Source organism: Amycolatopsis sp. GM8 (genome assembly GCF_021653975.1).
GTDB lineage: Bacteria > Actinomycetota > Actinomycetes > Mycobacteriales > Pseudonocardiaceae > Amycolatopsis_E.
The window spans coordinates 75,371-95,567 of the sequence record NZ_JAJKFK010000013.1 but is presented as its reverse complement, the minus strand read 5'-3'; the positions used below and the strand labels follow the sequence as shown (position 1 = coordinate 95,567).

19 protein-coding genes are annotated in these 20,197 nt (G+C 69.8%); 8 read left to right on the top strand and 11 right to left on the bottom strand.

The genetic code is table 11. The features are described 5' to 3' along the window. The first annotated feature begins 1 nt into the window (after position 1). Positions 2-457 (top strand): DUF4291 domain-containing protein, encoded by a 456-nt coding sequence (locus tag LOZ83_RS38110; RefSeq protein ID WP_236796777.1) that lies wholly within the window; start codon positions 2-4, stop codon positions 455-457. Here the strand turns inward: LOZ83_RS38110 and LOZ83_RS38105 are convergent. The 3 genes from LOZ83_RS38105 to LOZ83_RS38095 form a co-directional block, all read right to left on the bottom strand. Next, the gene (locus LOZ83_RS38105) at positions 448-1,251 is read right to left on the bottom strand and encodes an exodeoxyribonuclease III (protein WP_236796842.1); all 804 of its coding nucleotides are present in this window, start codon (positions 1,249-1,251) and stop codon (positions 448-450) included. The genes LOZ83_RS38110 and LOZ83_RS38105 overlap by 10 nt on opposite strands. A 103-nt stretch (positions 1,252-1,354) precedes the next feature. Further along, the gene (locus tag LOZ83_RS38100; RefSeq protein ID WP_236796776.1) at positions 1,355-1,678 is read right to left on the bottom strand and encodes an SH3 domain-containing protein; all 324 of its coding nucleotides are present in this window, start codon (positions 1,676-1,678) and stop codon (positions 1,355-1,357) included. A 180-nt stretch (positions 1,679-1,858) separates the two neighbouring features. After that, positions 1,859-3,082, bottom strand: a complete 1,224-nt coding sequence (locus LOZ83_RS38095) for an NADP-dependent isocitrate dehydrogenase (protein ID WP_236796775.1) — start codon at positions 3,080-3,082, stop codon at positions 1,859-1,861. Positions 3,083-3,251: 169 nt separating this feature from the next. Here LOZ83_RS38095 and LOZ83_RS38090 point away from each other — a divergent pair, with 169 nt between their 5' ends. The 5 genes from LOZ83_RS38090 (at position 3,252) to LOZ83_RS38070 (ending at position 7,143) form a co-directional block, all read left to right on the top strand. Further along, positions 3,252-4,091 (top strand): TIGR03560 family F420-dependent LLM class oxidoreductase, encoded by an 840-nt coding sequence (locus tag LOZ83_RS38090; protein ID WP_236796774.1) that lies wholly within the window; start codon positions 3,252-3,254, stop codon positions 4,089-4,091. Between the two features lie 87 nt (positions 4,092-4,178). Further along, entirely contained in the window at positions 4,179-4,547 is a 369-nt protein-coding gene (locus LOZ83_RS38085; RefSeq protein WP_236796773.1) for a YciI family protein, read from the top strand. A gap of 44 nt (positions 4,548-4,591) precedes the next feature. Then, positions 4,592-5,167 (top strand): HhH-GPD-type base excision DNA repair protein, encoded by a 576-nt coding sequence (locus tag LOZ83_RS38080; RefSeq protein WP_236796772.1) that lies wholly within the window; start codon positions 4,592-4,594, stop codon positions 5,165-5,167. Between the two features lie 124 nt (positions 5,168-5,291). Then, the gene (locus LOZ83_RS38075) at positions 5,292-5,480 is read left to right on the top strand and encodes a DUF1918 domain-containing protein (protein ID WP_236796771.1); all 189 of its coding nucleotides are present in this window, start codon (positions 5,292-5,294) and stop codon (positions 5,478-5,480) included. A 490-nt stretch (positions 5,481-5,970) separates the two neighbouring features. Then, complete coding sequence (locus tag LOZ83_RS38070) at positions 5,971-7,143, top strand: MFS transporter (RefSeq protein ID WP_236796770.1); 1,173 nt, start codon at positions 5,971-5,973, stop codon at positions 7,141-7,143. A 1-nt stretch (position 7,144) separates the two neighbouring features. Here LOZ83_RS38070 and LOZ83_RS38065 read toward each other — a convergent pair whose 3' ends face one another. Next, positions 7,145-7,465, bottom strand: a complete 321-nt coding sequence (locus LOZ83_RS38065) for a DUF3017 domain-containing protein (protein WP_236796769.1) — start codon at positions 7,463-7,465, stop codon at positions 7,145-7,147. Then, on the bottom strand, positions 7,425-8,282 hold the full coding sequence (locus LOZ83_RS38060) for a bifunctional methylenetetrahydrofolate dehydrogenase/methenyltetrahydrofolate cyclohydrolase (protein ID WP_236796768.1): 858 nt from the start codon (positions 8,280-8,282) through the stop codon (positions 7,425-7,427). The genes LOZ83_RS38065 and LOZ83_RS38060 overlap by 41 nt, the downstream gene beginning before the upstream one ends. Positions 8,283-8,420: 138 nt before the next feature. Between LOZ83_RS38060 and LOZ83_RS38055 the strand changes: the two genes are divergently transcribed. Further along, positions 8,421-10,733: a TNT domain-containing protein gene (locus LOZ83_RS38055; RefSeq protein ID WP_236796767.1), complete on the top strand. Its 2,313-nt coding sequence runs from the start codon at positions 8,421-8,423 to the stop codon at positions 10,731-10,733. 49 nt (positions 10,734-10,782) lie between these two features. Here the strand turns inward: LOZ83_RS38055 and LOZ83_RS38050 are convergent, their stop codons facing one another. Continuing rightward, a complete protein-coding gene (locus tag LOZ83_RS38050) occupies positions 10,783-11,376 on the bottom strand; it encodes a pentapeptide repeat-containing protein (RefSeq protein WP_236796766.1) in 594 nt (197 codons plus the stop codon). A 26-nt stretch (positions 11,377-11,402) separates the two neighbouring features. Between LOZ83_RS38050 and LOZ83_RS38045 the strand changes: the two genes are divergently transcribed. Next, the gene (locus LOZ83_RS38045; protein ID WP_236796765.1) at positions 11,403-12,086 is read left to right on the top strand and encodes a methyltransferase; all 684 of its coding nucleotides are present in this window, start codon (positions 11,403-11,405) and stop codon (positions 12,084-12,086) included. 2 nt (positions 12,087-12,088) lie between these two features. Here LOZ83_RS38045 and LOZ83_RS38040 read toward each other — a convergent pair whose 3' ends face one another. From LOZ83_RS38040 to LOZ83_RS38020, 5 genes are all read right to left on the bottom strand, one after another. Beyond that, positions 12,089-15,445, bottom strand: coding sequence for an error-prone DNA polymerase (locus tag LOZ83_RS38040; protein WP_236796764.1), 3,357 nt, complete (start codon positions 15,443-15,445; stop codon positions 12,089-12,091). 114 nt (positions 15,446-15,559) lie between these two features. Beyond that, entirely contained in the window at positions 15,560-17,119 is a 1,560-nt protein-coding gene (locus LOZ83_RS38035; RefSeq protein WP_236796763.1) for a DNA polymerase Y family protein, read from the bottom strand. After that, positions 17,116-18,048 (bottom strand): hypothetical protein, encoded by a 933-nt coding sequence (locus LOZ83_RS38030; RefSeq protein ID WP_236796762.1) that lies wholly within the window; start codon positions 18,046-18,048, stop codon positions 17,116-17,118. Before LOZ83_RS38030 ends, LOZ83_RS38035 begins: the two co-directional genes overlap by 4 nt. Before the next feature lie 310 nt (positions 18,049-18,358). Further along, positions 18,359-19,306 carry an acetylserotonin O-methyltransferase gene (locus LOZ83_RS38025; protein ID WP_236796841.1) on the bottom strand — a complete coding sequence of 316 codons (948 nt, stop codon included), beginning with the start codon at positions 19,304-19,306 and terminating at the stop codon, positions 18,359-18,361. A gap of 236 nt (positions 19,307-19,542) precedes the next feature. Further along, on the bottom strand, positions 19,543-20,112 hold the full coding sequence (locus tag LOZ83_RS38020) for a TetR/AcrR family transcriptional regulator (protein ID WP_236796761.1): 570 nt from the start codon (positions 20,110-20,112) through the stop codon (positions 19,543-19,545). Positions 20,113-20,197 lie beyond the last annotated feature (85 nt).

Genomic DNA, 20,197 nt, shown 5'->3' with positions numbered 1-20,197 from the left:
CATGTTCGTGCCGCCGTTCAAGCCGGACCGGATGACGTGGATCAAGCCGTCGTTCCTGTGGATGATGTACCGCTGCGGCTGGGCGACGAAGCCGGGACAGGAGCGGGTGCTGGCGGTCGAGATGACGCGCTCGGGTTTCGACTGGGCGTTGAGTAATTCGTGCCTGTCGGCGTTCGACCCGGCGGAGTACCGGGACGAGGAGGACTGGCGGCGGCAGCTGGCCGCGTCGCCGGTGCGGATCCAGTGGGACCCGGACAAGGACCTGGACCTGAAGCCACAGCCCGAACGCGCCATCCAGATCGGCCTCGGCGGTGAGGCCGCCCGGCGGTACACACGGGAGTGGATCGTGGGCCTGACCGACCGCACGGCGCTGGCGCACGAAATCCACGCCCTCGTCGAAAAAGGCGACCGCGCCGCGGCACGCGCCCTGCTGCCGGTGGAGCGCGACTACTCGTAGACCACCGTCAGCGGGGCGTGGTCCGACCACCGTTCGGCGTAGGTGGGGGCGCGCTCCACGGTCGCCGACACCGCTCGCGCGGCCAGGCCCGGGGTCGCGACCTGCAGGTCGATCCGCCAGCCGGCGTCGTTGTCGAAGGCCTTGCCGCGGTAGGACCACCACGTGTACGGGCCCGGGCCCTCCGGGGCGAGCTTGCGCTGCACGTCCACATACCCGGCCTCGTCGTACACCCGGCTCAGCCACGCCCGCTCCTCCGGCAGGAAGCCCGAGTTCTTCTGATTCGTCTTCCAGGCCTTCAGATCGGCCTCGCGGTGTGCGATGTTCCAGTCCCCCAGCACCACCACCTCCGAGCCCGCCGCCTCGGCCTTCGCCCGCAACTCGACCAGGTACGGCAGGAACGCGGCCATGAACCGTTCCTTCTCCTCCTGCCGCGGCGTGCCCACATCACCGCTCGGCAGGTACAGGCTCGCCGCGACCAGACCCGGCAAATGCACCTGGAGGTAGCGCCCGCTGTCCTCGAACTCCGGCTCACCGAAGCCCGTGCGCACCTCCTCCGGCTGGACCCTGCTGTACACCGACACCCCGTTGCGCCCCTTGACCGCGGCCGCGGCGTGGTGCGCATGCCAGCCCAGCGGCGCCACGACCTCCTCGGGCAGCTGACTCGCCTCGGCCCGCACCTCCTGGCAGGCGACCACGTCCGACCCGCTCGCGGCGAGCCAGTCGACGAAGCCCTTCTTGGCGGCGGCACGCATGCCGTTGACGTTCACGGTGGAGATGGTCAGCACATCCCGCAGGTTACCGGCGCCCCCCGACAATTCCTCCCGCGACGCGACCGGCAGTGATCGCTCGGTTTCCGTCGCCGAGCTGGCGCGCGGTCTTCGACGCGCGGCCTGGAGATCAGCCGCAGTTCGTGCCGTCGATCGCCTTGAGGAAGTCGGTCTTCGCCCACTTGTTGTCGGCCAGCTTGCGGAAACCGTTCTGCACCACCGGCTCCGCGCCGGTCTGCGCGTTCTGGTTGAACTTGCCGACGATCTGGGCGTTCGCGTCGGGCGCGGCCCGCACGTTCAGCACATCCGCGGTGACCGACATCTTGCAGCCGGTCGACCCGCCGCCGGTCGCGCCCTCGGACGCCTGCTTGTCGACGCCCATCACGTAGATGATCCCGACCCCGGCCAGCACGGCGAGAATGATCAGGGCCTTCTTCGGAATTCCCAGGATCATGGGGGCTCTCCTCGACGATCTCCGCACGCGCTCGCGAGTAAGGGTAGCCACACAAAGTTGGCCGGCAACAGGTCAAGGGGGCGAAACCACCCGGTGGCCGCAACCCGGTGACCAGGCCGTCACATCAAGTGACGAAAGGGCGCGCCCGGCGAACCGGTGCGCGCCCTTTCGCGGCAAACGTCAGCCCTGGCTGATCTTCTTGGCCAGGTTCTCGTCCAGCGTCCCGAGGAACTCCTCGGTGGTCTGGAACGGCTGGTCCTTGCCGACCAGCAGCGCGAGGTCCTTGGTCATCTTGCCGCTCTCGACGGTCTCGATGACGACCTGCTCCAGCTTGTTCGCGAAGCCGATCAGCTCCGAGTTGCCGTCCAGCTTGCCGCGGTGCTCCAGGCCCCGGGTCCAGGCGAAGATCGACGCGATCGGGTTCGTCGAGGTCGGCTTGCCCTGCTGGTGCTGGCGGTAGTGCCGGGTCACGGTGCCGTGCGCGGCCTCGGCCTCGACGGTCTTGCCGTCCGGGGTGCGCAGCACCGACGTCATCAGGCCGAGCGAGCCGAAGCCCTGCGCCACGGTGTCGGACTGGACGTCACCGTCGTAGTTCTTGGTGGCCCAGAGGTAGCCGCCCTCCCACTTGAGCGAGGCGGCGACCATGTCGTCGATCAGCCGGTGCTCGTAGGTCAGGCCCTTGGCGTCGAAGTCCGCCTTGAACTCGGCCTCGAAGACCTCGGCGAACACGTCCTTGAACATGCCGTCGTAGGCCTTGAGGATCGTGTTCTTCGTCGACAGGTAGACCGGGAAGCCGCGGTCGAGGCCGTACTGCAGCGACGCGCGCGCGAAGTCCTCGATCGACTTGCGGAAGTTGTACATGCCCATCGCGACGCCGCCGCCCTCGGGGAACTTCGCGACCTCGAACTCCATCGGCTCGGAGCCGTCCTCGGGCGTGTACGTGATGGTGACCGTGCCGGGGCCGGGGACCTTGAAGTCGGTGGCCTTGTACTGGTCGCCGTGCGCGTGCCGGCCGATGATGATCGGCTTGTTCCAGCCCGGGACCAGCCGCGGGATGTTCTGGATGATGATCGGCTCGCGGAATACGACGCCGCCGAGGATGTTGCGGATGGTGCCGTTCGGGCTCCGCCACATCTTCTTCAGGCCGAACTCCTCGACGCGCGCCTCGTCGGGAGTGATGGTGGCGCACTTGACGCCGACCCCGTGCTCCTTGATCGCGTTCGCCGCGTCGATGGTGATCTGGTCGTCGGTGCGGTCCCGCTCCTCGATGCCAAGATCGTAGTAGGCCAGGTTGACATCCAGATACGGATGGATGAGCTTGTCCTTGATGAACTGCCAGATGATGCGGGTCATCTCGTCGCCGTCGAGCTCGACGACGGTGCCCTCGACCTTGATCTTGGCCATGAGCGGCGGTGCTCCTCTCGCGGGTCCTCGCGGTTTCGTTCTTCGAAGCTGTGGTATGCGGTACAAGCGTACTGCTAGCAACAGCGCGGCGCCGCAAGTGGTGACGAAGGCCCAGTCTCGCAGTGCCCGCGCGTGGCCGCGGTCACCGGGTTCGGCATAGGTTTGCCCCATGCGATTCGGTATCAAGACCAGGCCCGAACACACCACCTGGGCCCAGATGCGGGACGTCTGGGTCGCCGCGGACGACATCGAACTGTTCGAATCGGCCTGGAACTGGGACCACTTCTACCCGTTGACCGGTGATCCGGCCGGGCCGAACTACGAGGGCTGGTCGATGCTCGCCGCGATGGCGTCGGTGACCCGCCGGATCCGGCTCGGCTGCCAGGTCAGCGGCATGATCTACCGGCACCCGGCGGTGCTGGCGAACATGGCCGCGACGATCGACGTCATCTCCGAAGGACGGCTGGAGCTCGGCGTCGGCGCGGGCTGGAACCAGCAGGAGTGCGACGCCTACGGCATCGAACTGCCGCCGCTGCGCCAGCGGTTCGACCTGTTCGACGAGGGCGTGCAGGTGATCATCGAGCTGCTGTCGAAGGAGGTAGCGAATTTCGACGGCAAGTATTTCAAGCTGACGGAGGCCCGCTGCGAGCCGAAGCCCGTGCAGCGCCCGCACCCGCCGATCGTCATCGGCGGCCGCGGCCCGCGCCGGACGCTGCGCGCGGTCGCGTTGTGGGCGCAGCACTGGAACGCGATCGTGCAGAGCCCGGCGGACTGGAAGGCGCTCAAGGAGACGCTGCTCGTGCGGTGCGACGAGGTCGGCCGCAACCCGGCGGACATCGTGTGCTCGGTGAACGTGGCGATCGACCCGGAGACCGGGATCGGGCCCGCGGTGGAGAAGGTGGCCGAGTACAAGGAGGCGGGCGTCGACATGATCGTGGTGATCCCGCCGCTCCGCGCGAAGCCCGGCATCTTGGAACCGCTGGCGGAGGCGCTCACTCCGCTCGCGTAGAAAATCGCCGGAGCGTTTGTCGAAACGGGGTGTGCTCGTTCGACGCGGGAGTGTCGGCTGATCGAACCGAGACATAAGGAGCAAGCGATGCGGTTTCTCATGATGCACCGGCTCGCCGAGAGCGACCCCGTCAACTGGAACCCCAGCCAGGAGTTCATCGAGAAGATGGGCGCGTTCATCCAGGACTGGAGCGAACGCGGCATCCTCATCACCGCCGAGGGTGTGCACCCGTCCGAGAAGGGTGCGCGGGTCCGCAAGACCAAGGGCGCCGGGATCAAGGCGACCGACGGGCCGTTCACCGAGGCCAAGGAGGTCATCGGCGGGTTCGGCCTGATCAACGCCAAGGACCGGGCCGAAGCGGTCGAACTGGCGGGGCAGTACGCGGACCTGTTCGAGAACGTCGAGGTCGAGGTGCGGCAGGTCGTCGAGTTCGACGAGTTGCCCGAACCCGCCTGAGGTGAAGCGGAGCCGCCCGTCCGGTCACGTGCGAAGATGGCGTCATGCCCAAGACGCTGCACCTGACCGGCGACGCCGAGGCCGACATGCTGCTGAGCGAAGACCCGTTTGCGCTGCTCACGGGCATGCTGCTCGATCAGCAGGTGGCGATGGAGATCGCCTTCGCCGGGCCGAGGAAGATCGCCGACCGGATGGGCGGCTTCAGCGTCACCAGGATCGCCGAAGCCGACGAGGACGAGTTCGTCGAGCTGTGCGTGGAGAAGCCGGCGATCCACCGCTACGGCGGGTCGATGGGCCGCCGGGTGCACGCGCTCGCGCGCTACATCGTCGAGCACTACGACGGGCAGACCGACGCGATCTGGACCGACGGTAAGCCGGACGGCAAGGAAGTCCTCAAGCGACTCAAGGCACTGCCCGGCTACGGCGAGCAGAAGGCGCGGATCTTCCTTGCACTGTTGGGAAAACAGCGCGGCGTCAAGCCCGCGGGGTGGCGTGAGGCCGCCGGCGCGTACGGCGACGAGGGCTCACGGCGGTCCATCGCGGACGTCACGAGCGCCCAGACGCTGGCCGAGGTGCGCGCGTTCAAGAAGGCCGCGAAGGCCGCCGCCAAGGCGCAGTAGCACTGTCCGGTGTGGACGTTCGCCGGTCGTTTCATGATCGGTTTTTTGTTGCGATTTCAGCGATCCACGAAAAGTCGACGCGGCAGGCGAGCGGCATTACGCTGATGCAAAGCGGAGGTGTCACATGCGCGCAACCGTCGGAGACCGCATACTCGTGCACGGCCGGACCGTAGGCTCCGGCGAACAACAAGGTGAAATCGTCGAGGTACGAGGCCAAAACGGCGAACCGCCCTACCTAGTGCGCTTCGCCGACGGCCACGAGTCCCTCTTCTACCCAGGCTCCGACTGCGAAATCGACACACAAACAGACTGACACACGCCACCAAGCCGCCACCCGGCAACGCCCCGGAACCAGCGACCGCCCACTCCGGAGCCACCACCCCGATCCCCAGCGCCCTAACGGTCGCCATGCCGGGTCAAGGCACGCTTTCCCGCCTTGACGCGGTATGGCGACCGTTAGACCCTCGCGCGATCGGGGCGGTTGGCGCGACCGCCGGCACGCACGACAACCGGCACCGCACGGCACCCGTCACCCCCAAAGACACCCCCCAACGCCGGACCCGCCACCCCAAGGCGCCCCCGCACGGAACCCCGTCACCCCAAGGCGCGTCACTCCCCAACCCACCTCCGACCAGCGGCGTTACGTAACAATCGTCACGCCCGCCAAGGGATGACAACCCCCTCCCCCGCCGTTCACACTGAACGGCGGGACAGTCCACGCGCCGTGACGCGCACAGGCTGTCCTTCTTTCATGCCACCACTCTGTATCGATGCAGCACAGAGAAGCCACAGAAAGGAGACCCGTGCCCGTCGCGCTCATCGCGCTGGCCATCGGTGCCTTCGGAATCGGCACCACCGAGTTCGTCATGATGGGTGTGCTCCCGCAGGCGGCCGCCGACTTCGGGGTGTCGATTCCCTCGGCCGGCTACCTGATCACGGGTTACGCGCTCGGCGTCGTCGTCGGCGCGCCCCTGCTCACCGCGGTCGCCGTCCGGTTGCCGCGCAAGACCATGTTGCTGTTGATGATGGCCCTGTTCACGCTCGGCAACGTGCTGTTCTCGCTCTCGCCGAACCAGGAGTTCGGCGTGCTCTTCCGCTTCATCGCCGGGCTGCCGCACGGCGCGTTCTTCGGGGCCGGGGCCGTGGTCGCGTCCAGCCTGGTCGAGCCGGGCAACCGGGCCAAGGCCGTGTCGATGATGTTCCTCGGGCTCACCCTGGCCAACGTGGTGGGCGTGCCGCTCGGCACCCTGCTCGGCCAGCAGGTCGGCTGGCGCGCGACGTTCGGCGTGGTCGCGGCGATCGGGGTGCTCGCGCTCGTCGCGATCGCCAGACTCGTACCGCACCAGGGTCGTCCGGCCGAGGCGTCGCTGCGCGGCGAACTCGGCGCGTTCCGGCGCCCGCAGGTGTGGTTCGCGCTCGCCATCGTCACCGTCGGGATGGGCGGCGTGTTCGCGTCGCTGTCGTACGTGACGCCGATGCTCACGGACGTGGCGGGCTACGCGCCGCGCAACGTGACGCTGCTGCTCGCGCTCGCCGGCGTCGGCATGACGATCGGCAACCTGCTGGGCGGGCGGCTGGCCGACCGCGCGCTGATGCCGAGCCTGTACGTCGCGCTGTTCGCGCTCGCCGCGGTGCTGGCGATCTTCACGCTCACCGCGCACAGCAAGATCGGTGCGGCGGTGACGATCTTCGCGGTCGGCGTCGCCGGGTTCATGATCGGCCCGATGATGCAGACCCGGATCATGCAGAAGGCCGGTGGCACCCCGTCGCTGGTCTCGGCCGCGGTGCAGTCGGCGTTCAACATCGCCAACTCGATCGGCGCGTACCTCGGCGGCCTGGTGATCGCGGGCGGGCTCGGCCTGGTCGCGCCCAACCTGGTCGGCGCGGTCCTGTCGGTGCTGGGCCTGTCCATCGCCGCGGTCTCGGGCGCGCTCGACCGGCGGGAGACCCCGGCCCCGGCGCTCGCCGAGGTGTGACTCAGCTGCCGAACGGGCCGTTCGTGATGGTGAACGCCAGGAACAGCAGCAACGCGCCGAGGCCCGTGTAGGTCAGCACGTCCACCGGGCGGCCGCGGATCGCCAGCAGGCCCGCGCGGATGTCGGGCAGCAGCGCCCGGAACACGGCCGCCACGAGCAGGGCGCCGCCGATGATGACGGCGCCCTGCCGCCAGTGGTACTGCAGGATCCGCACCGCGGCGACGGCGACCAGTGCGAGCACGATGCCGAACGGCACGTGTTCCAGGACCGCGGGACGGCGGTTACCGCGAGGCGACGACACGTTCGGCAGCCTCCACCACATTGGTCACGAGCATCGCGCGGGTCATCGGACCGACGCCGCCGGGGTTCGGCGACAGCCACCCGGCGACCTCCTCGACCCCGGGCGCGACATCCCCGGTGAGCTTGCCGTCGACGTGCGAGACGCCCACGTCCAGCACGGCCGCGCCGGGCTTGACCAGGTCCGGGGTGATGATCCCGGGCACCCCGGCCGCGGCGATCACGATGTCCGCCCGCCGCACCTCGGCGGCCAGGTCACGGGTGCCGGTGTGGCACAGCGTCACGGTCGCGTTCTCCGTGCGGCGGGTCAGCAGCAGGCCGAGCGAGCGGCCGACGGTGATCCCGCGGCCGACGACGGTCACGTTCGCCCCGTCGATCGGCACCTCGTAGCGGCGCAGCAGCTGGAGGATGCCGTATGGGGTGCACGGCAGCGGGCCCGGCTGGTTGAGCACCAGCCGGCCGAGGCTGACCGGCGCGAGCCCGTCGGCGTCCTTCGCCGGGTCGATCCGTTCCAGCACGCGGCCGGTGTCCAGGTGCTTCGGCAGCGGCAGCTGCACGATGTAGCCGTGGCAGGCCGGGTCGGCGTTGAGCTCGTCGATGACCGCTTCGAGCTTGTCCTGGCTGATGTCGGCGGGCAGGTCCCGGCGGATCGAGTTGATCCCCACCTTGGCGCTGTCCGCGTGCTTCATCTTCACGTACGCGTGGGAGCCGGGGTCGTCGCCGACCAGCACGGTGCCGAGCCCGGGGACAACACCCCGCGCCGCGAGCACCGCCACCCGCGGCTTCAGCTCCGCGTAGATGGCGTCCTTGGTCGCTTTGCCGTCGAGAACCTTCGCCGTCACGGCACCCATTCTGGCAGAGGACACTTTGCGTAGTTCCAGTTAGACGCTCCGTACCACATTTGTGGTATAGACACAGGTCAGTAGTGGTTTGGGTGCGGGTGTTGTGCATTCACTCGGCCCACCCGTCAAAATGAGCTGGTGGCTCAACCGACGACGCAGCTGAACGCGACCGAGCAGGACACTCTGGTCAAGCAGATCGGACTCGCCCTGCTCCGGGCCGCACCACGCGACTGGCGGCGCGTGTCCGCCCAGTACCGGGCCGTTGGCCGGTACCACGAACTGACCGGGGAGGTCCTGAAGGAGGACGGCAGCGTCGGCGAGTGGATGGCCACGCACGACATCGCCACGCTGTTCGGCCGCCTGCGGGGCGGTATGTACCGCGAGGGCCGCGGCACCTGGTTCAACGCCCGGTACCAGCTCGACCACCCATCGAGTTACAACCTCGAGTACGACCGGGAAGAGCCGCGCTGGGATCTACAGCCGCCGCCCCAGGCGTACGCCGACGAGCTGCGCACGTTCCCCCGCTCGGAGGAGAACGTGCCGGACTGGCTGATGCGCCGGATGTCCGGCCTCGGCCCCGAGCAGCCCGGCCCCCGGTTCCGGATCGCCCGGATCTTCGACGGCCAGGGTCCCGACGGCCGCCCCGTGCTCAACCGGCCCGAGCTGGACGCCGAGGAGCTGGACCGGCTGTACGAGTACTTGAGCACCGCGCCGGTCGTGCTGTCCGAACGCGGGCTCGACCTCGACCGGCTGGCCGTGCCGCCGACGCCGAAGGTGCCCGTCGCCTTCCACAGCGACGGCGTCTGGATCTGGCCCGCCGCGATCAACTACTACCTGCAGGAATACGGCATCGCCCCGGAGGGTGAGCTGGTCGCGCACATCCAGCAGACCGGGTTCCGGCTGGCGGAGGTGCCGGAGCAGACACTGCAGGCCGCGAACGCGCACCTGACCCGCGGCAACCAGCCACCGCCGCGGCCGCCTCGTCCGGCGGAGCAGCCCGCGCCGCCGCAAGCTCCACAGGCGACGGAGCCACAGCCCGTGCCGGAGCCGGAGACCGTCTTCGAGGAGAAGGTCGAGGCGCCGCCAGAGCCGCCGGTCGAGCACGCCACGACGTTCACGCCGATGCCGGACCTGGACGACGGCCCGCCCACGATGGTCCAGTCGCCGCTCCCGCCCGCCCCGGAGCCAGAGCCGGAACCGGAGCGGCTGCCGGAACGGATGGCCGAGCGGATGGCCGAACCGCCGCAGCCGCCGCAGCACGAACCCGGTCCGCCGCCCACCATGTTCGTGCCGCCGGTCGCGCCGCCTGCCCCGCCCGAACCGCGGCCCGAACCACGGCCCGCGCCGCCGCCGGCGCTGGACGGGTTGCGCGACCGGCTGAAGGACCTGGGTGTGCCGGACTCGGCGTATCGCATCGGCGAGCCGATCGAGCACGGCTGGAGCATGGAGCAGGTCGAGTCCGGCTGGCGCGTCGGCTGGTACGACGAGGAGCTGTCCAACCCGGCGGTGTTCGGCGACCCGGAGGACGCCGCGGCGTTCATGCTCGGCAAGCTGATGCTCGACCCGCGGGGCCGCGAGGCGGCGCCCACCCCGCCCGTACCGCCGGTCCCAGCCGTGCCACCCATGCCGCCCGTGCCACCGGTCCCGCCGGTCGAGATGGACGACACCGCGCCGGTGAACGGCGGTCCGAGCGCCGACCGGCACCGGGAGAGCCTCGAACGCCACGAGGAGCAGGCCCCGCCGGAGCTGCCCGCCCGCGTCGATCTGCACACGGAACTGCCGTCCCGCGCCGACCTGCCGTCCCGCGCCGAGCCGCGCGCCGACCTGCCGTCGCGGGCGGATGTGCCGTCGCACGCCGAGTTGCCGTCGCGCGCGGACCTGCAGGCCAGGCCGGAACCGCCGGTGCGCACCGAGCCGCCGTCACCGCCCGCCGGGGAGCCGCGACTGGAGGAGACGATGCTCGACGCGCCGCCGACCATGTTGGCCGCGCCGGTGTCGCCCCCGCCGCGCCGGGAGCCGCCACAGCAACCGCCCCAGCAGCAGCCGCAGCGGCGTGAACCGGCCCGCTCCGGCGCGGCCCAGAACGGCGCGGGCTCGCAGTGGCCGATCCAGCCGATGTCCGGTGAGCCGCCGCTGACCTTGTTCCGTGGCAAGGAGATGCGGGAACTGCCGGCCGGGAGCGAGCTCGACCGGTTCGGCGGCCCGAACGGCAACCTGCTCTACGCGGCGGGCACGCCGTTCGAGGAGCGGTCGCTGGTGCCGGAGTGGGTCAGCAGGCCGTACCACGTCTACCGGGTGCAGCGGCCGATCGACGCATTGGCCGGGGTGGCGATCCCGTGGTTCAACCAGCCCGGCGGCGGCGCCGCGTACCTGCTGCCGGGTTCGGTCGAGGAGCTGCTGGCCGAGGGTGACCTGATCGAACTCGACCCGGGCGAACCGCCCATCGAATGAGCCACGCGAAAAGGCCGGCTTTCCCTGCGGGAGGCCGGTTTTTCCGTGCTCAGGACACGACGAGGCCGTGTGCCGCGGCGAACGCGATCGCGGTGTCCACATCGATGCGCGCGCCGGTCAGCTTCGCCTGCGCCAGGCCGTTCGCGTCGAGCTTCGCGCCGCGCAGGTCGGCGCCGGTCAGGTTCGCGCCGAGCAGCCGGGCGCCGCGCAGGTCCGCGTCCCGCAGGGTGACCTCGGTCAGGTTCGACTCGACGAGGTTCGCCTCGCGGAAGCGCAGCCCGGACAGGTCGAGCTTGCGCAGATCCGCCCGGCCGATGCTGACGAGCGTGAAATCCGTGTCCCGCACGGTGATCGTGCGCAGCCGGCAGTCCACAAAGGACGATCCGAGGAGCGAGCAGCCGCGCCAGGACACCTGCGCGAGCACGGTGCGGTCGAAGGTGCAGGAGCGGAACGCGGACGACTCGTGCTTCGACTCCCCCAGGTCGGCGCGGGTGAAGTCGCACTCGTCGAAGGTGCAGCCCTGGGTGGCCAGGCCGCGCAGGTCGGCTTCGGTGAAGTCGCACCGCACGAACTGCCGTTTCTCCCAGCGCGCGCCCGGCAGCACCGCGTCCCGGTAATCCTCTCCGACTTCGGCTTCGTCCATGGGCGGAGCCTGCCACACTGGGTCGCATGGGCCACGAGCCGCTGCTGTCCCCGGAGGACGTCGACCGGATCCACCGCTGGCACGAGGAAGCCGCGAAGGGGATCCGCGACGAGAGCGTGCGGACGTTTTCCTACCTGGGGCACAAGATCGTCGTGCCGCCGCAGGTCATGCCGATCTCGGGGACCTCGGCGCTGCTGGGCGAGGCCGTGCTCGAAGAGGTCCGCGAGGACGACCGGGTGCTGGACATGGGCACCGGCAGCGGCGTCAACGCGATCCTTGCCGCCTCGAAGTCGCGGGACGTGGTGGCCGTCGACATCAACCCGCACGCGCTGGAGGCGGCGCGCGACAACGCCGAGCGCAACGGCGTCGGTGACCGGATCACGGTGCTGCACAGCGATGTCTTCGGCGCCGTCGAAGGCCGGTTCGACCTGATCGTGTTCGACCCGCCGTTCCGCTGGTTCGCCCCGCGTGACCTGTTCGAAGCCGCGATCACCGACGAGGATTACCGGGCGCTGCAGGCGTTCTTCCGCGACGCCCGCGCGCATCTCACGGCACGCGGCCGGATGCTGATCTTCTTCGGCACCAGCGGTGACCTGCCGTACCTGCGGCGGCTGGCCGCGGACGCGGGGTTCGCCAGCGAAGTCTTGGGCCGCCAGGACCTGACCCGCGACGGCTGGCGGGTCGAGTACTTCACGTTCCGGATGTCCTGACCTCACCGGAAATCCCGCGATTTCGAGGGGATCCGCATCGGCAGGTCCTGCAGCCGGTCGGCGAGCAGGCTCACCACGCCGTCGGCGCGCTCCACCACCCCGCGGACCAGCATCGCCGAGCTGCCCCGGGCGATCCGGTGGTAGCGGGCCCACAACCCGGCGGTGCAGACGACGTTCACCATGCCGGTCTCGTCCTCGATGTTGAGGAACGTGATGCCGCCGGCCGTCGCCGGGCGCTGCCGGTGGGTGACCGCGCCGCCGATGAGCACCCGCTTGCCCTCCTCGACGTCGCCCAGTTTCGCGGCGGGCACCACGCCGAGCGCGTCGAGCCGGTCGCGGATGAACTGGGTGGGGAAGCTGTCCGGGGAAATGCCGGTGGCCCAGACGTCGGCGGCCGCGGCGTCGAGCTCGTCCATCCCGGGCAACATCGGCGCGCTCGTGCCGACACCGGTGCCGGGCAGCTTTTCCGGCCGCTCCTCCGCGACCGCGCCGGCCGCCCACAGCGCGCGCCGCCGGTCACCGCTGATGTCCGGGAAGCAGCCGAACGCGCCCGCGGTCGCGAGCGCCTCGACCTGCGGCCTGGTCAGCCGCACCCGCCGCGCCACGTCCGCCATGCTCGCGTACGGTCCGGCGGTTTTCCTTTCCTCCACAAGGGTTTCGGCGAGGTCGTCGCCGATCAGCCGCACGGCCCCGAGCCCGACGCGCACCGCGTGGTACTTCCCGTCGGGTTCGAGGGTCGCGTACGAGAGGCTGGCGTTGATGTCCGGGCCGCGCACGGTCACCCCGTGCCGCCGCGCGTCGGCGACCAGGGACTGCGGTGAGTAGAACCCCATCGGCTGCGCCCGCAGCAATCCCGCGCAGAACGCGTCCGGGTGGTAGTACTTGAAATGCGCGGACGCGAACACCAGGTACGCGAAACTCAGCGCGTGACTTTCGGGAAAACCGAAGTTCGCGAACGCCTTCAGCTTTTCGAAGATACGCCCGGCGAGTTCCTCGTCGATATCGTGCTCCGCGGCACCTTCGTAGAACCGCCGGCGCAGCCGTTCCATTTTCTTCTCCGACCGCTTGGAGCCCATGGCATGCCGCAGCTCGTCCGCCTCCGTGGCCGTGAAATCCGCGACGTCCAACGCGATCTGCATCATTTGTTCCTGGAACAGCGGCACACCCAGCGTCTTGCTGAGCGCGTTGCGGAGCAGCCGATGATCGTACCACTCCTCCCTTTCTTTCCCCGTTCTCTTCTTTTCTTTCTTGCGCTGGATATAGGGATGTACCGAACCGCCCTGAATGGGCCCGGGCCGGATGAGTGCGACCTCGACCGCGAGGTCGTAGAATTCCTCGGGTTTGAGCCGGGGCAGAGTCGCCAGCTGCGCGCGGCTCTCCACCTGGAAAACGCCGATCGCGTCGGCCCGCTGGAGCATCTCGTAGATGTTTTCGTCGTCCAACTCCAGCTTGCCGAGATCGACCTCCTCGCCCTTGTGCTCGCGCACCAGCTCGATCATGTACCGCAGCGCGGACAGCATGCCGAGCCCGAGCAGATCGAACTTGACCAGTTTCACGGACGCGCAGTCGTCCTTTTCCCACTGCAGCACGCTGCGGTTCTCCATCCGCGCCCATTCGACCGGGCACACCTCGCTCACCGGCCGGTCGCTGATCACCATGCCGCCGGAGTGGATGCCGAGGTGCCGGGGAAAGTTCTCCAGCGCCGCGGCCAATCCCAGCACGGATTCCGGGATGTCGTGATCATGGTCGTTCTGGGTTTCCCGCAACGGGCCCCAGCGGTCGATCTGCTTGCTCCACGCATCCTGCTGGCCGGGCGAAAAACCGAGCGCACGGGCGGCATCCCGGATCGCGGACTTGGCCCGGTAAGTGATCACATTCGCCACCTGGGCCGCACGCAGCCGACCGTGCTTTTCGTAGACGTACTGGATGACCTCTTCGCGACGATCGGACTCGATGTCCAGGTCGATATCGGGATAACCGTCGCGGTCCGGGGCGAGGAACCGCTCGAACAACAGCTTCCATTTCACCGCGTCGACCTTCGTGATGCCGAGCGCGTAGCAGACCGCCGAGTTCGCCGCGGAACCCCGGCCCTGGCACAGGATTCCTTCTCTGTGGCAGAAGTTCGCGATGTCCCAGACGATGAGGAAGTAGCCGGGGAAGTTCTGCTTCTCGATGATCTGCATCTCGTGATCCAACTGCCGGTACGCGTCAGGGTTCTGCTCTCGCGTGCCGTACTTCTCGCTCGCCCCTTCGCCCACCAGATGCCGCAGGTACTCCGCCTCGGTGCCGCCGCCAGGCACGTCGAACGGCGGCAGGTGCGGTGACATCAGCGTCAGGTCGAACGCGCAACGCCGGCCCAGCAGCGCGGCTCGCTGCACCGCACCCGGGTAGCGTGCGAACCGCCGCACCATCTCCTCGCCCGAGTGCAGGAAAGCCTTGCCGCCGCCGGGCAGCCAGCCCTCCATCTCATCGAGCCCGCGCCGCGCCCGGATCGCCGCCATCGCGCCGGCGAGCCGGGCGCGGTCGGGGGTCGCGTAGTGCACGTTGTTGGTGGCCACCGTAGGCACACTCAGCCGTTCCGCGATCGCGGCGAGGGTGTCGTTGTGCGCGCTGTCCCCCGGGTGCCCGTGGTCGATCAGCTCGACGTACACCCGCTCGCGCCCGAACAGGTCCATCAGCCTGCGCACTTCCCTGGCGGCGGCGGCCGGGCCGCCTCGCTGCAACGCACGGCGCACCGTGCCCTTGCGGCAGCCGGTGAGCGCCACGGCTTTGCCGTGTACCTCCGACACCACGGCCTCCAGGTCGTACACCGGGCGGCCCTTCTCCGCCTGGTCTTTCCCGGGCAGCTCGGCGCCGTACCCGCGCAGCTGGCCCGCGGTGATCGCCCGGCACAGCGCGGCATACCCGGTTTCCTCCTGGGCGAGCAGCAGCAGGTGCTCGCCCTCCGGGTCGGCGATCCCGTTCTGTGGCTCGGAAAGCCCGAAGCTCAGCTCGGTGCCGATAACCGTGGCGACCCCGAGTTCTTTCGCCGCTTCGGCGAACCGGGCGACGCCGTACATGCCGTCGTGGTCGGTGAGCGCGATCGCGTCCAGCCCCAGCCGCGCCGCTTCCTCCACCAGTTCCTCGGGATCGCTTGCCCCGTCGAGGAAACTGAAGTTGGAATGGCAGTGCAGCTCGGCGTACGGCACCCGGTTGTGCCCGCCGCCGCGGTCGTCCGCGCGCAGCGGCGGGAAGTCCGATGGCCGGTGATAGCCCTCCCGTTTGCGGCTTACCGGGATGTCGTCGCCGGGCTGGACGGGGTCGCCGTTGAGCGTCCGCCGAAGCTGCTCCCACGGGACGGCCGGGTTGTTCCAGCCCATGTCAGTCCAGTGGGACCCTGGGCATCGGGATCCAGGGTTCTTCCGGGTCCAGCGCCTGGTCCACGCCCCGTTCCAACAGCCACTGCCGGATGTCGCGAAGGAACTCGTCTTCCATCAGTCGTACACTCCCTCAACTGTCCACTTCGGACTTTCCTGATAGCTGCCGGTCAGCAGCACGGCCAGCGCGGGCTCGCCCGCCAGCAGCACCTGGATCCGGACCCGGCCGCCGGTCTCGCCCCAGCGGGGCTCCACCAGCCATGGGCCCGCCCAATCCAGAACCTGCCGCGGTGTGGTGTGGGGAAGGGCCACCACGGACGGCGGGGCGGCGAAGTCACGGCGGCGGGTGAGCGAAACGGCCTGGCCCGCGGCGTCGATGACCTGCACCGGCACCGGCTCGGCGAACACCGTCGCCGGGGACGGCGCCGGCAACCGGCCTGGCCAGGCCATTTCCGGCGGACTCGTCAGCTCGCGGCGGTCACCCCACGGCACCAGCCGGACCCGTTCGGCAGGACCGCGGCCACCGTCGAGCACGGCGGTGAAAGCGCTTTCCGGACCCAGCATGCTCTGCACCCGGACGAGCGCCCGGCCCGCGTGCTCGTCCTGCTCGCTGGCCCCGCCGCGCCAGAGGCCGAGCTGCAGGGACGCGCCCTCGACGATCTCCTCCGGCTCGAGCCGGAGCCGGACGACGCCCCCGGTCGGCCGGTTGCCCGCGGTCAGCCAGCCTTCGAACTGCCAGCGGACCCGGTCGGCGATCCCTTGCGCGGTCAGGGGTTCCGCGCAACGCCAGACCCGGCTCAGCTCCTCACCGCGTTCGGTGGCGGCGTAGATGCCGAGGCGGGTGCAGGCCAGCCCGTGCGCGGCGAGCCCGGCGTGGAAGCGCCCGGCGAGGTTCTTGGCCATGAACACGGCGACGTCCACCCGGTCCAGCGGCGGGTCGAACTCCTGGGGCACGGACAGTTCCGGCGGCGGGCGGCGGCGGAACGGCGGGCGTTCGGACAGGCCGTTGGCGAGGCGGTGCGCGAGCAGCCCCGCGGTGCCGAAACGCGAGACCACGTCGCGCCCGGTGAGTGCGGCGAACGCGCCGAGGGTGCGCAAACCCAAGCGGCGCAACAGGTCCACCAGCTCCGCGCGGTCGGCGCCGGGCTGGTCGAGCACGGTGACACCCAACGGGGCCAGGAAGTCCTTTGTGGACCCCGGGTCGACGATCACCGCCCGGTGCGCGGCGAGCGTCGCCCCGAAGAGCCCGTCGGCGATGCCGATCTGGCACTCGACGCCGGTGCGGGCGGACACTTGGTCCAGCAGCAGCTCGGCGAGGGCCTGCTCGCCGCCGAAGTAGCCGGCCGCCCCGTCGACCGGCACCGCCACCAGGCCGGGCCGCACCACCTCGACGCCGACGACCAGCTCCTCGACGGCGGCCGCGACCGGCTCGAACAGTCGCGCGTCCCGCCCCTCGTCGGCGGTGAAGACCGTCAGCCCGGGGCAGCGGGCCTGGGCTTCCCGGCGCCGCATGCCGGGCCGGATCCCGGCCGCCCTGGCGATGGCGGAACAGGCGACGGCCCGGTTCGCGGCGAACACCGCGGCCGGCAGATGCGCCGGCACCCCGTCCGCGAGCCCCGCGGCGATCACCGGCCAGTCCGGGCACCACACGACGAGCAACCGCTTGGGCACACTCATCCGACGCCCTCCTCGGCCCAGGCGGGATCGGCTTCCCAGCCGTGGGCTCGCGGCACGACGCTTTGGGCCGAGTCCCCCCAATCGCGGTCGGCGGCCGAGTCCGCCCAGCCGCGGACCGCGGGCGGAGGTGCGTCTTCCCAGCTTTCCCGCGCGGGGACGGCCTCCTGACCGAGATCGGCCGCCGCGGCTTCCCAGCCGAGGCCGACGAGCCGGCCCGGGGTTCCCCGGCGGGTGACGTGGATCCCGGCCTGGCGGGCCCGCAGGTATCCCGACCCCGCGGCGAGGCCCGTCCACGGCCCGGCCTCGTATTCGAGCTCCACCTCGGCGCCCGGCCACGGACCCAGCGACAACAGCACGGCCCCCCGGTAGCGCGCCCGCGCGGAAAGCCGCCGCGCCACCGAGGGAGCCAGGCCGCCGGAACCGACCGCGACGAGGTCCATGCCGTCGAGCAGCGCTGCGGTCACCGGGACGACATCCGCCCCGGGCCGGGGCACCAGCGCCAGCCGACCGACCTCGACCCCGAACTCTCCCGCCGCCGCGAGGCCGAGGTTCGGCATCCCCACCGCGGCCGCCCACGAACCGGTCGCGGTGGCCTCCGCCAGCAGTGCGAACAGCAGCGAAGTCGAACCGCGCACCGACACCGTGCTGCCCCGCCGCAGGCCACCGTCCGGCAGCAGGGCCCGCAGTTCCCGCCGCACGGGCAGGATGCGCTCCGTCCCCTGCGGGAGGGAGTGTTCCGTCCACCGCGCCCTCGCCCGGGCGCGCGCCACCTTGCCGGCCGTACTGACCCCCGGCAGGCCCGCCAGCTCGGTGACGGTCGGCAACGCGACCACCCGGCCCGGCGATTCCGCGGCAACGCTCGCGGCATCAGCGTTCCGGTCCGCGAACTCCGCGACCGGTTCGCTCACCTCGGGCAACGCAGCCGGCATCGCACTCCACCTCCCCCTCGACGCCCTTCCACTCCGTCGGGCAGAGTGGAAGACAGTCACCGCGGGGAAGGCGGTGAGTCGAACTGGTGTTCGACTCGTTCAGTCTGCAATGCCCCTGCCCCACTGTCAAGCTGTGGCTGACCACGTCTTGGTAGGACGCGAGCGCGTTCAGGTGGTGGCCTCGGTTATCGGGCTTGATGGGGCCTTGCATGAGCTGGTGCATGGTGCGGTGGGCGAAGTGGATGAACCTCTGATCAGCGGGTGCCGTGTCGCGGCGCGTGCAGATGGATTGTTCTCGGGGAGGAATGCGTCACCTGGTGGCGGCGAGGCGGAACTCCAGAAGGCAGCGCTGATCGGTCAGGTCGGTGACGGCGTCGAGGGCCAGTCCGTGAGCCCGGGCGAGCGTGCGGAACTCTTCGATGCGACGTTCGCGACCGCCGAAGATCACGAGCATCGCCAGGTCGAACTCAGTGTTGGCGCGTCGTCCGCCGACCGGTTCGATGACCACAACGCGGCCCGTTGGGTGAGCCGCTTCAGCACAGCGGCTGAGAATCTGGTGTGCGTGTTCGTCGTCCCAGTCATGCAGGATGTCGCACAACAGGTAGGCATCGCCCCCTTCGGGAAGGGGATCGAAGAAGCTGCCCGCAGCCACCTGGGCGCGATCCGCGACATCGTGTGTGCGGAAGGTTCGGCTCGCCCCGGCCGCGGTGGGTTCGAGGTCGAGCAGGTGGCCGCGCATCTGAGGATGGGCGGCCAGAATCGCGGCGAGGAGAGTGCCATGGCCGCCGCCGACGTCGACGATCATGGGGAAGCGAGCCCAGTCGTAGCCGGCTACGAGCTGTGGGATCTGGTCGCGAAATCGATGCGTCATTTGCTGGTCGAATGACACACGCAGATGACCAAATTGGGCGAGGTCGGCCCAGAAATCCTGCCCGTAGCGGCGGGAGTAGGCACCACGGCCGGTAGTGACGCTGTGCATCAGTTCGACGAACGCGATTTCGGCGCGGCCGCCCGCCATGCCCAGATGCAGGAAGTTGGTCAAGCCATTGTCGGCGTCGGTGCACAGAGTCGTTCCGTACTCGGTAGTTCGGTAACCAGTGGGCGCGTGCTCGACGATGCCGAGTGTCGCAAGGTGACCCAGCAGTAGTTCGAGCGCGACCGGTGACACGTTGAGCTCGGCCGCAACTTGGTCGACGCCGGCCCCGTCACCACGCAGCAGGTCCGGCAGCCCTAGGGTTACCGCGACCCGAAGAGCCATCGGTGTGGCCAGCCCAGCCAAGTTTCGGATCGCGGCGACGTTCTGATCCTTCACGAAGCTCAACAGTGGCACACCGGTCAACCGACAATTGGTCCCTTCTGTCACCGGAGCCACCTCGACGTCCGGTCGGCCGCCGTCGACCAGCAGATTTGTGGTCGCACACGGAGCTCTGGTGACAACAATCGTGGTCATCTGGTGACAGATGGCGTGGTCAGTCACACAAGCGGAGCCGGGAACTACCGGCGCAGCCCGTCCACGAAGACCCCGACGACACGCTGGTTGTGCGCGAGTTCCCGGCCGGGGACGGGTTGGGACAGCTGGGTGATGGCGTGCAGGAGATCCTCGGCGCTGATGTCGTCGCGAACCGTTCCGTCGGCCACCGCGGCGCCGAGCAGCGTCGCGACGACAGGGCCGAGCCGCTCCAGGAAGTAGCCGGGCAGCCCCGAGAACGCCGGGTCACCCGAGTGCAGCGCCGAGGCGAGCCCGCGTTTGGTCCCGAGCAGCTCAGTGAACCGGCGTATCCATTCGGCGAGAGCTTCCGCCGGCTCGTGCGCGCCGCTCAGCGCCGGGCCCGCGTCGGCGACGGCGTCGATCCCGCTTTCCACGACGGCTTTGACCAGGTCGGCGCGCTGCGGGAAGTGCCGGTACAACGTGCCGACGCCCACCCCGGCCAGGTCGGTGATCTCCTTCGCCGGCGCGTCCACACCCGAGGTGGCGAACACGGTCTTCGCGGCCTCGATCAGCGCGTCGACGTTGCGTCGCGCGTCGGCGCGGCGCGGGCGCCGTGTCGTGTCCGGGTGCACCACATCGCCTCCCCTTGCTTAACCGGAAAAGTTTTCCGTATAGTTTCGGAATAGCTTTCCGCTTAGCACAGCGTACGCCACCCAGGGA